8 protein-coding genes are annotated in these 14,280 nt (G+C 67.5%); 6 read left to right on the forward strand and 2 right to left on the reverse strand.

Annotated features, from left to right (window positions below; all coding sequences use genetic code 11):
* Positions 1–43: 43 nt before the first annotated feature.
* On the reverse strand, positions 44–412 hold the full coding sequence (locus tag ACIQIB_RS34560) for a hypothetical protein (protein WP_400762873.1): 369 nt from the start codon (positions 410–412) through the stop codon (positions 44–46).
* The gene (locus ACIQIB_RS34565; protein WP_400762875.1) at positions 409–2,838 is read right to left on the reverse strand and encodes an AAA family ATPase; all 2,430 of its coding nucleotides are present in this window, start codon (positions 2,836–2,838) and stop codon (positions 409–411) included. The genes ACIQIB_RS34560 and ACIQIB_RS34565 overlap by 4 nt, the downstream gene beginning before the upstream one ends.
* 182 nt (positions 2,839–3,020) lie before the next feature.
* On the opposite strand from ACIQIB_RS34565, the gene ACIQIB_RS34570 reads away from it, so the two are divergent.
* The 6 genes from ACIQIB_RS34570 to ACIQIB_RS34595 all read left to right on the forward strand — a co-directional run bounded on the left by ACIQIB_RS34570 (position 3,021) and on the right by ACIQIB_RS34595 (position 14,261).
* Complete coding sequence (locus tag ACIQIB_RS34570) at positions 3,021–5,204, forward strand: N-6 DNA methylase (RefSeq protein ID WP_400762877.1); 2,184 nt, start codon at positions 3,021–3,023, stop codon at positions 5,202–5,204.
* Between the two features lie 91 nt (positions 5,205–5,295).
* Positions 5,296–7,287, forward strand: coding sequence for an N-6 DNA methylase (locus ACIQIB_RS34575; RefSeq protein WP_400762879.1), 1,992 nt, complete (start codon positions 5,296–5,298; stop codon positions 7,285–7,287).
* The gene (locus tag ACIQIB_RS34580; RefSeq protein ID WP_400762881.1) at positions 7,284–8,573 is read left to right on the forward strand and encodes a restriction endonuclease subunit S; all 1,290 of its coding nucleotides are present in this window, start codon (positions 7,284–7,286) and stop codon (positions 8,571–8,573) included. Before ACIQIB_RS34575 ends, ACIQIB_RS34580 begins: the two co-directional genes overlap by 4 nt.
* A gap of 5 nt (positions 8,574–8,578) precedes the next feature.
* On the forward strand, positions 8,579–11,785 hold the full coding sequence (locus tag ACIQIB_RS34585; RefSeq protein ID WP_400762883.1) for a type I restriction endonuclease subunit R: 3,207 nt from the start codon (positions 8,579–8,581) through the stop codon (positions 11,783–11,785).
* Positions 11,786–12,018: 233 nt separating this feature from the next.
* Positions 12,019–13,602: a protein kinase gene (locus tag ACIQIB_RS34590; RefSeq protein WP_400762885.1), complete on the forward strand. Its 1,584-nt coding sequence runs from the start codon at positions 12,019–12,021 to the stop codon at positions 13,600–13,602.
* A 134-nt stretch (positions 13,603–13,736) separates the two neighbouring features.
* A complete protein-coding gene (locus ACIQIB_RS34595) occupies positions 13,737–14,261 on the forward strand; it encodes a DUF4011 domain-containing protein (RefSeq protein WP_400762887.1) in 525 nt (174 codons plus the stop codon).
* Positions 14,262–14,280: the final 19 nt, after the last annotated feature.

Here is a 14,280-nt window from a genome sequence, read left to right on the forward strand (position 1 = left end):
ACCGCTTCCAACGCCACAGGCGCTGTTCTGAGCCTGCATGTATTCAGGTGCGAAGGGCGCGCAGTACGAAGGCGACTTCGTCCCGCCACCCGAGGAGCTCGCCGACCGTCGGGGGCAGCGCGAACTGCTGGTAGTGGCAAGCCCCGCTGAGGTTGCGCCAGACCGCCGCGAGCCGGCCGGCCAACCGGACGTCGAGGTGGTGGGCGAGCCAGACGACCTTGGTCTCCGTCCGGCAGCGGCCGAGGGCCGGCCGGTGGGCGGAGATATAGGCGTCGAGTCCTGCTTCCAGGGCGCGGCGGAGCAGGAACACCGCGGCGCGAGGGTGCGGGGCCCCGGAGGCCTCGGTGCCGAGAAGCGATGCGGCGGCGGTCATGCGGTCTGCCGAGGTCAGCACATCGGTTGCAGCAGTCACAGGGATCGCAGTCCTTCCGTGGCAGCAGCCACCCGGTTGATGAACGCCATGGCGTCGGCCGTGTCCGGGATGGTGGTGTGGGCGCCCTTGTTGCACAGTCCGACGATGCTGCTCGCGTCGGGACCGAGTCTGCGGCCGATCTCCCGGTACACGTCGGCCTTGCCCCGGATCTCTCCGAACAGGGCCAGCGCGGCCAGATCTGTCAGCTCACGGGCCCTACCGATGCACTCCTCGATGACGAGATGGCCCAAGCCGGTGCCGAGGAGGGTGCGGCGGGCCGACTCCTGGAGGGCGGCTTCCAGAGCGAGGCGGCACTGGCCGGGCAGGACCTCACCGAGGATCGCGGCGGGGACCTTGTTGTCCCTGGCGACCGCGCGAGCGGCGGCCAGTTCACGCTTGACCGGGTCGTCGATGGAGCGGACGGTCACCTTCGAACGCCGGAACCGGCCGACCTCGAGGATCGCGGCCTTGATCCGGTGGAACCGCAGGGCGTCCGGCAGCCGGGTGTCGTGCGAGAAGACGACGACCTGGTGGGTTCGGGCGATCTCCTCCAACAGCCGGGCGAGGCCCTCGACCTTACGGGGGTCCATGGACTGCACCGGATCGTCGATGACGATGAAATTGAACGGGCTCTGCGTGGCCATCGCCCGGGGCAGGAACAGGGCCAGCGCGAGGGAGAACAGTTCGCCCTGGCTGACGACACCAAGGGCGGAGGCGTCGACGTCGTCCACGGTGACGTTCAGCGCGACGCCCCGGCCGGTGTAGGCCTCGGAACCCTTGAGCGTGACGTCGCCCAGGGCGACGTTGCTCTCCTGGCTGAGGTACTGCCAGATACTCTGTGCGGTTTCGGCGATCGAGCGCATGCGAGCTTCGCGCAGCTCGGCCTGTACCTCCTTCAGCCACGCCCTCGCCTTCTTGACCTGAGCCAGCAGCGGCTTGGCCTCTGCCGCCGCATCGGCCAGTGCGAGCCACGACGCGAGCTGGGGGACGGCGCCACGCCACTGCTCGTCCTGCTCCGCGAGCCGGCGCTCCGCCTCCTGGCGGACATGACGGCAGGCGTCGGCGAGTGCCGCGGCCTGCTTCTCAGTGGTGGCCGCGAGTTCGTGCGGGTCGCGGATGCCGCGGCAGTCGACCCACTCGTCCCAGAGGTCGTGCAGGTGGTCGGGCAGGTCGGTGGCGCGGCTGTGGATCAGTGCCCGCAGGCCTTCCGCGGAGTCCCGTACGGCCCGCTGCGCGGCCCGGGCCTCGGCGGCCTCCTCGCGGAGCAGATCGGCCTGGGCCGTTGCCGCGGCGGCCCACGCGTCGTCGAGGCGGTCCGCGCTCAGGCAGATCGGGCAGGTGTGGTCCGAGGGGTGCTGGGAGCGCAGCCGCAGGGCCCGGTCGAGGAGATCAGCACGGGCGAGTGCGTCGCCGGCGTCACCGTGTCGTACGTCCTCGGCCGTGGCGACGGCCTCCCGCAGCCAGGCGACGGCTTCGGTCACCGCGTCGGTGTCCGGGCCGCTGAGCGCGGCCGCCCGGTGCAGGCGGGCCAGCTCCGTCGTGTCGGCCAGCGGCGCCCCGGCGACCAGTGAGCGGATGCGCTCCCGGTCCGGAACGCGCTGCTGGAGCGCCGTCACCGCCTCCTGGACGCGTTCGTCCGCCACCTCTGTGAGGGCCGTTACCAACGGCGGCAGCGCGACCTTCGCCTGCTTCTCGCTCAGCGCCAGCTGCTGTTCGCGTGCGGCGAGCCGATCGCCCGCCTCGCTGAGCGCTCCGAGACCGAGGAGTGTGGCGAGCCGGTCGTACATCCGGCTGGGCTTGGCGGTCATCATCTGACCGAGTTCGCTGTAGGAGAGGATTGGCCGGAACGACCTCAGGTCCTCCGCCCATCCGAGGGCGGAGAGCGGCAGCGGGGTCGGCCCCAGCCCCAGGGCCGCTGACTCGGACTCGGTGAACGACGAGCCGCCGGCCCAGGTGCGGGTGATCGTGAGCGGCCGCACTCGGCCGGAGGCGAGGAGCTCCAGCTCCAGGCGGTGCCCTCCGATGTGGTGCAGGTTGCGCCAGCCGTCCTGCTGGGCGGTCTGCACGTTCTTGCCGTCCTCGTCCTCCCAGCGGCGGTTGCGCCCGGTGAGGGCGACCTCGATGCCTTCCGCGAAGCTGGACTTGCCGCTTCCGTTGCGCCCCTGCACCACCGTCAGGCCGGGGCCCGACGGCAGGTGGAGCGTGGCGGCCTCCCCGATGCCACGGAAGCCCTCGACGGTGATCGACTTCAGGTAGACGCCGCGGATGGCGGCGGCCTCGGAGTCGTCGAGGCCCTCCAGGACTTCGCGGACCAGTGAGGCGACCTCTTCGGAGAGCGCGGAGGACTCCAGCCGCTGGACGACGGCCGTGATCGGCGACGCCTGCGATGCGGGTGTGGTGGGGGCGGGGTTGGTGCTGGTCGTCATGGTGCGCTCCCGGAGAAGAGGAGGTGGGGACGAGGGCACGGCTGCCGTTGTGGCAGATGGAGCACAAGCCGTGCAAGCAGTTCTAGATAAGCATGACACTGAAAGCATCGTCAATCGAATGCAAGGATTGGCGGCATGGTGTAGCGTGTTTACTGTCCACTTCCGAGAGGGCGGGAGCCTCCATGCCGCAACAGTCAGCAACGCCGCCGTCCGCGCAGGTGACGGCTGCTGAGATCTCTCGTATCGCCGGGGTCACCCGCGCCACCGTCAGCAACTGGCGGCGGCGCCATGCCGACTTCCCCGCGCCCAGCGGTGGGACCGAGAGCAGCCCGCTCTATGACCTGGGCACCGTCCAGGAGTGGCTCCGCGACCGTGGACACACCTCTGCCGCATCGCCGGAGGAGGACCTGCGGACGGCGCTGCGGCTCCTCGGGGCGGGCGCGGACACCACCCGCTTCTTCCCGCTGGTGGCAGGCGTGGCACGGCTCCCGGAGCAGGAGCGGGATCAATTCCTGAAGCTGCCCGACGATCGGCTTGTCTCGGCGGCAGATGGTCTCGTGACCGGCGAGACGGCACCTGAGATCCGATCCGTGCGATATGAGGCGGAGGATGCTGGCGTGATCCGCGCGCTGCTCGCGTGTGTATGCGGTGCAGGTGCGCAGGCCGCACTGAACGTCCTGGCGGAGCGCGAACTCGACGAGAGTGCGGCCAGCGGCACCTACCGCACCCCCGAGGGCCTTGCCGACCTCATGGCGGGACTGCTGCCCGGGACCGTGGCGCGCGTACTCGATCCCGCCTGCGGCAGTGGCACGCTCTTGGCCGCCGCCCGCAGGCGCGGCGCACGTGAGCTGTACGGCCAGGACACCCTGGCGCTTCAGGCACAGCGGGCTGCGGTGGCCCTCGAGCTCGACGGTCCCGCCCCGTCCGCGGGAGGCAAGGTCGTGATTGCCGCGGGCGACAGCCTGCGCACCGATGCCTTTCCCGGCCTGACGGTCGATGCCGTGCTGTGCAACCCGCCCTTCGGCGACCGGGACTGGGGCCACGACGAACTCGCCTACGACCCCAGGTGGGCCTACGGCGTCCCCTCACGCTTCGAGTCGGAACTGGCCTGGGTCCAGCACGCACTGGCGCACGTCGAGCCCGGAGGGTACGTCGTCATGCTGTTGCCGCCGGCTCTCGCCTTCCGGACCTCAGCGCGCCGCATCCGCGCCGAACTCGTTCGCAGCGGGGCCGTGCGGGCGGTCGTCTCCCTGCCGGGCCGCGTCGCCTACCCGCTGCACATCGCCCTGCACATCTGGATACTGCAGCGGCCCGAGCCCGGCTCCGCCGAGCGCGCCTCCGTGCTCTTCGTCGACGGAGACGGTGAGGTTGCGGACGCCAGAGGTCCGGGCGCTCCCGCACGGAGCGGATCACGGGGGAGTGCCACCTTCGACTGGATCGGTCTTGCGGACCGCGTGCTGACACCGTGGAACGCGTATCGCGAACACCCGGTGAGCTTTGCCGATGAGTCGGGTCTGGCTCGAGCCGTTCCGGTGGTTGACCTCCTCGACGACATCGTCGACCTCACGCCAGGCCGGCAGGTCCGCGCGGCCGCAGCTGATGTCGACCCGGCGGCGCTCGCCCGCAGAATCACTGCTCTGCACAACCAACTGGGCTCGCAGCTGGATGAACTGGTCGCGTTCAGTGGCAAGGGGGAGTGGGAGACGGCCGGTACGTCGCCGCTTGAATGGCGTACCGCGACCGTTGCCGATCTCACCCGTGGTGCTGCCCTAGCAGTGATCCGGGCGGCGGCGCCGAGCGGCGGACGAGACTCCAAGAGCGGAGGTGGCATCGGGGATGGGAGCACCGAACACCGGCCAGTGCTGACAGCACGTGACGTTCAAGACGGCACCGCGCCCTCAGGGACCATCAGGGACGCCCACCCGGACACCACTCAGACGATCATCGAAGGAGACGTGCTGATGCGCGCGGTCGCCGGCGGGAGTGGCGTGGGGTCGATGACTCGGGTTGCAGACGAAAAGGACGCCGGTGCACTTCTGGGTGCCGCCCTGCACCTGCTCCGCCCGGACTCGTCACGCGTCGATCCTTGGTTCCTCGCTGGATTCCTCGGTGCAGCCGCCAACATCACTGCCGCGTCGACCGGTACCACCACGGTCCAGGTCAATCCCTTGCGGCTGCGCGTCCCCCTCATGCCGCTGGCGGAGCAGCGCCGCTACGGCGACGCCTTCCGTCACGCGTATCAGCTGCGCGCCGCCGCCCACCAAGCGGCAGCCCTTGCCGCGGAGGCCGCGGAAGCGGTGGCCGCGGGCCTCACCGCAGGTGCGCTCCTACCATCGGCATTCGGCGACCAGCGCCAATCCGGCTGAACTACCTCAGCCGGCACGCCACATCGACCAGACTGCATACGCTCCGCCCGTTCAGTGGGTGGACGGCCCGAGAGGAAACCGGGGAAACCCTTTGAACAGCAGCAAGCACACGGAGCTGGCGAACCACGCATGGTCTGTCGCCGACCTTCTGCGTGGTGACTACAAGCAGGCTGACTACGGCAAGGTGATCCTGCCCTTCACCGTCTTGCGACGGCTGGAGTGCGTGCTGGAGCCGACCCGCGAGAAGGTTGCCGAGAAGGTGGCCCAGCTCGCCGGCCAGGATCTGGACGAAGACCGCTTCCTGCGCAAGGCCTCCGGGCACTCCTTCTACAACAGGAGCTCCCTCACCCTGCGGAAGATCGCAGGTGACCCGCAGAACGCCGCCAAGAATCTGCAGCTCTACGTGGCCGGATTCTCGGACAACGCCCGCGAGGTCCTGGAGAAGTACGAGTTCAACCAGCAGATCCGCAAGCTGGACGGCGCCAAGCTGCTCTACCAGGTCATCGGCCGGTTCACCGACCTCGACCTGCGCCCCGAGATCGTGTCCAACCACAACATGGGCTACATCTTCGAGGAGCTCATCCGGCGGTTCGCCGAGCAGTCGAACGAGACCGCGGGTGAGCACTTCACCCCGCGCGAAGTCATCAACCTGATGGTCAACCTGCTGGTGGGGCCGGACGCGGATGCGCTGAGCCTTCCTGGAACGGTGCGCACCGTCCTGGACCCGGCCTGCGGCACCGGCGGTATGCTGAGCGCAGCGGAGGACCACATCGCCGCGCTCAACCCGGGTGCCAGGGTGGAGGTCTACGGGCAGGAGCTCAACCCCGAGTCCTGGGCGATCTGCCGGTCCGACCTGATGATCAAGGGCCAGGACCCGGACAACATCGCCTTCGGCAACTCCTTCAGCGACGACGGCCACGCGCGCGAAAAGTTCAACTATCTGCTCGCCAACCCGCCGTTCGGTGTGGAGTGGAAGAAGGTCAAGGACGAGGTCGAGCGCGAGTACGAGACCCTCGGCCACTCCGGCCGGTTCGGCGCCGGCTTGCCGCGGATCAACGACGGCTCGCTGCTCTTCCTGCAGCACATGCTCTCGAAGATGAAGCCGGTCGACGTCAACGGGGGCGGTGGCTCCCGGGTCGCCATCGTCTTCAACGGCTCCCCGCTCTTCACGGGCGCGGCAGAATCCGGCGAGTCCAACATTCGCCGATGGATCCTGGAGAACGACTGGCTGGAGGCGATCGTCGCCCTTCCCGACCAGCTCTTCTACAACACCGGCATCTCCACGTACTTCTGGATCCTCACCAACCGCAAGGCCGCCGACCACAAGGGCAAGGTCGTGCTCCTGGACGCCCGTGACTACTGGGTCAAGATGCGGAAGTCGCTGGGTGACAAGCGCAAGGAGCTGAGCGAGCAGCAGATCCGCGAGATCACCCGACTGTACGGGGAGGCATTGCAAGTCGCCGGTGACCCGGACCACTCGCTCCACGGCAAGGTCAAGGTCTTCAAGAACGAGGATTTCGGCTACCAGCGCATCACCGTCGAGCGGCCGCTGAAGCTGCGGTTCGAGGTGACGGAGGAGACCCTGGCGGCACTGGCCGAGGCCAAGCCGGTGCAGAAGCTGGAGCACGCGGAGGAGTTTGTCGCGGCAGTGCGGGCGCTGGACGGCCAGAGCTGGCCGACCAAGTCCGAGGCGTTCGTCGCACTCAAGGACGCAGTCGTGGCGGCTGGCCTGATGTGGCCGACGGGCGCGCCGTTTACGAAGGCCGTGCGGGACACGATCGGTGTCCGAGACTCGGACGGCGAGGTCCAGATGCTTAAGGGCGCACCGGAGCCGGACACCGACCTGCGTGACTATGAGAATGTGCCGCTGGGTGAGGACGTTGATGAGTACCTCAAGCGCGAGGTGCTGCCGCATGTGTCGGACGCGTGGATTGACCACAGCAAGACGAAGATCGGATACGAGATTCCGTTCACCCGGCACTTTTACGTCTACAAGCCTCCCCGACCGCTCGCGGAGATCGACGCGGAGCTAAAGTCGCTGGAAGCTGAGATCCAGTCCCTTCTCGGCAAGGTGGCCTCGTGACCGACTTTAATGCCCTCCCATACGGCGCATCCACTCCCAAGAACTGGAAAGTAGTTCCGCTCAAACACCTTGCGAAACTTGTAAATGGATATGTTTTCAAATCGGATTCCTGGGGGGAGGATGGGGCGTCGATTATCCGGATTGAAAATTTGAATGGATCGGAGGAGTTTAACCGTTCGAGCCTTGAATTGCCTCGTAAGTATCGAGTCGAGCCGGGTGATTTGCTATTTGCCTGGTCCGGAAATCCTGGAACGTCCTTTGGTCCATTTATGTGGAGCAAGCCGGGGCTGTACTTTCTGAATCAGCACATCTTTAATGTGTCAAGTCATGGGTGTGGCAAGAGTTGGCTGTACTGGTCCCTCAAGGCTGCTACGCATTGGATTGAGCGTGAGCTAACTAGTGGAATGATTGGAATGGTTCATGTGACAAAGGAGGAGTTGGGTGGCGTCCCGATTCCTGTTCCGCCGTCAGATGACCAGCGTCGAATTTCCAAATTTCTTGATGTTGAGACTGGGCGAATTGATCAGCTGCAAGCCTTGACGCGGCGACAGCTAGAACTGCTCTCAGCGAGCCTCCTGGAGATGATGCGACACGAGACGACTGTATCGAGCGGATCTTCGGTAAACACGGGAATTTCTTGGATGCCTAGGATGAATGGGGAGTGGCGCCTTTCGAAGGTTGGGCGAGAATTTCGCACCGGGAGCGGGACGACCCCGGCGTCGAATAGCGACCGCTACTTCGGTGGACCGTACCCTTGGGTCAATAGTGCGGATATCAAGGATGATCTGATCCGAAGCGCCGGAAGAAGCGTCACGCGCGAAGCTCTGCATGATTTTCCCGCCCTGAAGATCCACCCTGAAGGTGCGCTCATCGTGGCCCTTTACGGTCAGGGCGTAACTAAGGGGCGAGTCGGACTCCTTCAGATGGCTGCGGTATTGAATCAGGCGTGTTGTGCACTGGTTCCCGTAGGGAAAATTAAAGCACCCTATGCCTATTATTGGTTTAGAGGCCACAAGGATGGGATCATTGCGCAGGCTGTTGGTGCTGGTCAGCCCAATCTAAGCCAGGAGATGGTCCGTCAATTGAGGATCCCTGCCCCGGACATCCCGGAGCAGCAGAAGATCGTAAGCCGCCTTCGTGAGCATGAAGCCGATCTGGAATTGCAAGCTTCACGTCTCAAGAAGCGTGAGGACTTGCTTGCCGAGCGCCGGCAAGCGCTCATCACCGCCGCCGTCACCGGCCAGTTCGATGTTTCCACCGCATCCGGTCGAGGAGTTACGGAGTAACCGCCATGCCCCCGATCCACACCGAGGCCGCCTTCGGCATGGCCATCGTCGCCGCGATGGTCGAGCGCGGGTGGCGTGAGGCCCGGCCGGAGGACTATCGGGCCGAGCTAGGGCTGGACACCAACGAGTTGTTCGGCTTCATCGGCAAGACCCAGGGCGACGAGTGGGAGGAACTGGTCACCACCCAGTACGCCGGCGACCAGGCCGAGGCGCAACGCGGGTTCGCTAAGCGTCTCGGGCAGGCGATCGCCTCCGACGGTCTGCTCAAGGTGCTGCGCGAGGGCGTGAAGGACCGCAGTGTCCTCCTCCGGGTCGCATACTTCCGCCCCAACCTGGTCGAGGACGACTCCGTCCTCGACGGCTACCGGGCGAACCGCCTCACCGTCGTCCGTGAGTTGGAGTACGCGACGAAGCAGGCAGACCGCGGCAACCGGCTCGACCTGGCGCTCTTCCTCAACGGCATCCCAGTCGCCACCGCCGAGTTGAAGAACCCGCTGACCGGTCAGGGCGTCGAGCAGGCGAAGGAGCAGTACCGCACCAAGCGCGACCCCAGCGAGCTGATCTTCACCAGCCGCGTCGTCGCGAACTTCGCCGTCGACCCCGACCTGGTCTTCGTCGCGACCAGCCTGCGCGGGCCGAAGACGCACTTCCTCCCGTTCAACACCGGCTCCGAGGGGCCGGGCGAGCCCGGCGGCAAGGGCAATCCCGTCCCCACCATTCCCGGCACGTACGCCACCTCCTACCTGTGGGAGCAGGTCTGGCAGCGGGACAACTGGCTTGATCTTCTCGAGCGGTTCGTCCACCTCCACAAGGAGAAGACACCTGGCGGCGGCAGCACTCGGAAGCTGATCTTCCCGCGCTTCCACCAGTGGGATGTGGTTCGGAAGCTCACCGCCCACGCCGCTGTCCACGGAGCCGGACACAACTACCTGGTCATGGCCTCCGCCGGGTCGGGCAAGTCGAACACCATCGGCTGGCTCGCCCACCGGCTGAGCGACCTGCACACGCCCACCGACCCGGCCGGTCTCGACCCGGAGGCTCTCGCCGCCGGCCTCAAGCCGGGTGTGCCGGTGTTCGACAAGGTCATCGTCATCACCGACCGCCGCAACCTGGACGCCCAGCTCCGGGAGACCGTCGGCAGCTTCGAGCAGACCGCGGGCCTGGTGGTGAAGATCGACGAGAACCAGGGGGCGAAGGGCGCGCAGCTGGCGCGGGCGCTCTCCCGGGAGACCGGGAAGATCGTCACGGTCACGCTCCACTCGTTCCCGGCCCTGCTCAACTACGTTCAGCAGAACCCGACCGAGATCCAGGGCCACAACTTCGCGATCGTCGTGGACGAGGCCCACTCCTCCCAGTCGGGCGACGCTGCCACTGCCGTCCGGGCGGCCCTCCGCGATCTCGGTCTCGACTCGGACTCCGACGACGCGGGTGCCACTGAAGCCGCCACCAACGACACCCCCGCCACCGTGAAGGAGCGCCTCAAGCACAAGGCCTCGCAGCGCTCCCGCGCCGCGAACCTCTCCTACTTCGCGTTCACGGCGACGCCCAAGGCGAAGACCCTGGAGCTGTTCGGCACGCTCCAGGACGTCGACGGCGAGGCCAAGTACCGCCCCTTCCACACCTACTCCATGAGGCAAGCGATCGAGGAGGGCTTCATCCTCGACCCGCTGCGCAACTACGTCACCTACGACACCTACTGGAAGCTGGTCAACAAGAACCCGGAGGAGCGCGAGGTCGACCCGAAGAAGGCGAACCCGCTGCTCGCACGGTACGCGCTCACCCACGACTACACCGTGGCGCAGCACGCCCAGGTGATCGTGGAGCACTTCCTCACACACACCCGGGGCCGGCTCGGAGGTCGGGCGAAGTCGATGGTGGTGACGGCGTCCCGCCAGTCCGCCGTGCAGACGGCCCGTGCGATCAAGAGCTACATCAAGGACCGCGGCTACGACGCCAAGTACCCGGACCTCGGTGTGCTGGTGGCGTTCTCCGGTTCGCTCACCTTCGAGGGCGAGGAGACGACCGAGCCCAAGGAGAACGACGGGTTGTCCGAGGGCGCGCTGCCGAAGGCGTTCGCCTACACCCGTGCCGACGACAACGCCGTCCGCGCCGGCGGGCCGGGCAAGCAGGAGTACCGGATCCTGGTCGTGGCTGAGAAGTACCAGACCGGCTTCGACCAGCCGCTGCTGACGACCATGTACGTCAACAAGACGCTCACCGGTATCTCCGCCGTGCAGACGCTGTCGCGGCTGAACCGCACCGCCGAGCGCAAGGCGCAGGCGGACCTCGCCGTCATCGACTTCGTCAACGAGGCCGAGGACATCCGGGCCGCCTTCCGCCCGTACTTCCTGGAGGCCCGGACGTTCCCGTCCGACCCGAACCTGCTCTACGAGGCGCAGAGCCGGGTCATGGCCGCGCCGATCCTCACGGCGAAGAAGATGGACGAGTTCGCCGAGGCCTACTTCGCGGCGCAGGAGATGGCCGGCGGGTCGGCGGCGAAGTGGGAGAAGCTGCACGCGGAGCTGTACCGGCTGCTCGCCCCGGCGGTGGGCCTTTTCGAGGAGCTGCTGAACAGCGAGGACGAGGACGACCAGAAGACCGCCGAGGACTTCCGCGCGAACCTGCACGACTACGTTCGCAAGTACGGCTTCCTGGCGCAGATCGTCTCGTACACCGACCCCGACCTGGAGCGGCTCCACCTGTACGGGCGGTACCTGCTCAACCGGCTGCCGCGCCGGGCCGACGGCGGTGTCGACATCGGGGAGGTCGACCTCAGCCACCTGCGGGTGGAGAAGACCGGCGAGTACGACGTGGGCCTGACCACGGAGGAGCCGGCCCTGATCCGGAACGTCGGGGAGGGCGTGGGCGGTACGAAGGAGCAGGAGAAGTCCCTGCTGTCCGAGCTCATTGCGAAGTTCAACGACAAGTTCGGAACGGACTTCACCGAGCAGGACCTGCTGCCCGCCTTCAACGCGACCCTCGCCGACACCGACGTCCGCCAGGCCGCCGTGGTCAACGACGAGGACAACTTCGGCAAGGTCTTCGACCGGGTCTTCGCCGACAAGGTCGAGGACTACGTCGGCATCGTCACCGACCTCGGCAAGCGGTACTTCGCCCCGGACAAGGGCTTCCAGTCCAGTCTCAACCGCAGTGCCCGCCGTGCCGCCTGGCGCATGATCAGGCGCGAGGAGGGCGTGGACGACGCGGCCTGACACCGGTGGCGCCACGGCCCGGCACGGTGGGCGGCCCATAACGATCCGCTTACCGTGCCGGGGGTGTGGGCAAGAGCCTGGACCGGTGATCGCCACACCCGTCACACTGGGTGTGCGTCCCGGCACACCGGCGCACCTGGGTGCACAGCCGGTCCGGTAGCCGCACCGACCCGGATCGCACAGCCGCACCACAACACAGCCATCGACCACGCACGCAGAAATGGGGGAGCCGCGTGCCGGCGACCGTGATCTCCGATCGCTACGAACTCCTGGACGAGCTCAGCCACGGTGGCATGGGCGACGTCTGGCGCGGCTACGACGCCGTGCTCGACCGGCCCGTCGCCGTGAAGCTGATCCGGCAGGCGGCGGTCACCTCGCCGCAGCTGGCCGAGGAACTGGCCAAGCGGTTCCGCCGGGAGGCGCGCATCACCGCACGCATCCAGCACCCCGGCGTGCCCCAGGTCTACGACGCGGTGCTGGACGAAAGCTACGAGCGCCTGTTCCTGGTGATGGAACTTGTCGACGGCGTGCCGCTCTCCGCCTACCTCCAGCCCGACCACCCGCTGCCCGTCAGCTGGGCCGCAGCCGTCGCCGCTCAGGTCGCCACCGTGCTGTCCCACGCCCACGACGTGCCGGTGATCCACCGTGACCTCAAGCCGAACAACATCCTCGTCGCCCGCGACGGCACGGTGAAGGTCCTCGACTTCGGCATCGCGGCGATCCTGCGGACCGACGTCACCAAGCTCACTGCAACGGGCAGCCCCGTCGGCACCCACCAGTACATGTCTCCGGAGCAGGTCCGCGGCGGGCGGATCACCCCGCAGACCGACCTGTACGCCCTCGGCTGTGTCCTGCACGAGCTGCTCGCCAGCACGCCCGTGTTCACCGGCGGCAATGAGTACGCGCTGATGCACCAGCACCTCGCCGCCGCACCCGTTCCCCTGCGACAGCTGCGGCCCAACGTACCCGAGGCGCTGGAGCACCTCGTCCTGCACCTGCTGCGCAAGGCCCCGGAGAGTCGCCCGGCCGACACCCAGGAGGTCTACGCACGCCTCCTGCCCTTCCTGCCCGCCGCCGGCTCCGTGCCCACACAGGCCGAGACCGGTCCCCTCGGCGCCCCGGACCCAACTGGCGTCTTCCGCAACCCCTACGCGCCCCGCTCCCGGGCACAGAAACCTCCCGCGGCCGTCCGCACCCCCACCACTCTCGAGCTCCAGCCGCTGCCCGTCCCGGACGAGTTGCGCGCGGCGATCAAGGAGGCGTACGCGCATTCCGATGCCCTCCTAGACGACGGGCGCTTCGCCCAGGCCGTCGAGGTGCTCGGCGCCGTCATCGAACCGGCCGCCCGCGCACTCGGCAGCGACAGCAGGGACGTCCTCGGCCTGCGCAGGCGGCGCGCCGCGGTCCGCTTCCTCGGCGGCGACTACCGAGCCGCCCTGCCCGAGTTCGAGGCCCTCGCCGGCGCCTATGCTCGCACCGCCGGTCCCACCGGCACGTCCGCGCGCGAATGCCACGCCCAGGCGGCCCGCTGCCGCGCCGAACTCGGCCAGGTCACCGAGGCCCTCCACGAACTCCAGGGTGTCCTCGACGTCGTCAGCAGGCTCGACGGCGACGTCAGCGAGGAGGCCATCGAGCTCCGCCACGGCATCGCCGTCCTCCTCCTCGCCCAGGGCCGGGTCATCGAAGCGCTGCGACTCCTGGAGCCCCTCCACGAGGACCTGGTCATGGTCTACGGCCCCGACGACGAGCTGGCCCTGGAGGTCGCGGAAATGCTCGCCCGCATCCGGCTGGACCTGAACGGCCGAGCCCCGGACTGATTGCAGCGCCCCCGGTGGTGGATGGCACCTTCAAACCGCCCTGTACCGCTCATATCATCATCGAACTTCGTGCACGGTGACTGCTCAGGCCCGCGCACCTGTGCGGACCGAATTCCTGGATGGATGACATGCCGATGACCAGCACCCCCGCCGCGGCCGGTTCAGGGGATCCGGGGCGAGACAGGCTGCTGCGAGTGCTGGGTGACTGGCGTGAGTCCTTGCTGGACCTGAGCGGCCGTAACAAGCTGCTCAACTTCCGGCACACCCGGACCGCCACTCTCGAAATTCAGTCCCCGGACGCCCCCACGCTGCTGGCCGGGCTGGCACGCGGCTGGGACTTCGTGTCTCCTGCGGAGGCCTCCAACGGAGACCGTGTCGTGCTGTCCAAGGAGTCGGGCCGGCCCGCAGGTCTGGTGACGCAGAAGACCACCGAAGCCAGCCTGGTCAGTGCGGTCAACCGGCTGCGCAACCAGTCCGGTCAGATGTACAACGACTTCGGCCTGTGGGTGCTCTGGCTCGGTGTGGGCATCCTCGACTGGCGCGAATCGGATGACCAGGAGAAGCCGTCCTCGGCGCCGCTCCTCCTAGGCCGCGTATTCGGTCGTGATCAATGGGTTCGGGTGAGGTCCTTGATCCAGATCATTGCGCCGCGGAGGTGAAGGCCGGCGAGGTAGCTTT

This window comes from Kitasatospora sp. NPDC092286 (assembly GCF_044755565.1).
GTDB lineage: Bacteria > Actinomycetota > Actinomycetes > Streptomycetales > Streptomycetaceae > Kitasatospora.

Coding starts and splice junctions, on each gene's coding strand:
- ACIQIB_RS34585 (WP_400762883.1), top strand. CDS start 8,579: ATGCCCCCGATCCACACCGAGGCCGCCTTCGGCATGGCCATCGTCGCC.
- ACIQIB_RS34565 (WP_400762875.1), bottom strand. CDS start 2,838: ATGACGACCAGCACCAACCCCGCCCCCACCACACCCGCATCGCAGGCG.
- ACIQIB_RS34570 (WP_400762877.1), top strand. CDS start 3,021: ATGCCGCAACAGTCAGCAACGCCGCCGTCCGCGCAGGTGACGGCTGCT.
- ACIQIB_RS34595 (WP_400762887.1), top strand. CDS start 13,737: ATGACCAGCACCCCCGCCGCGGCCGGTTCAGGGGATCCGGGGCGAGAC.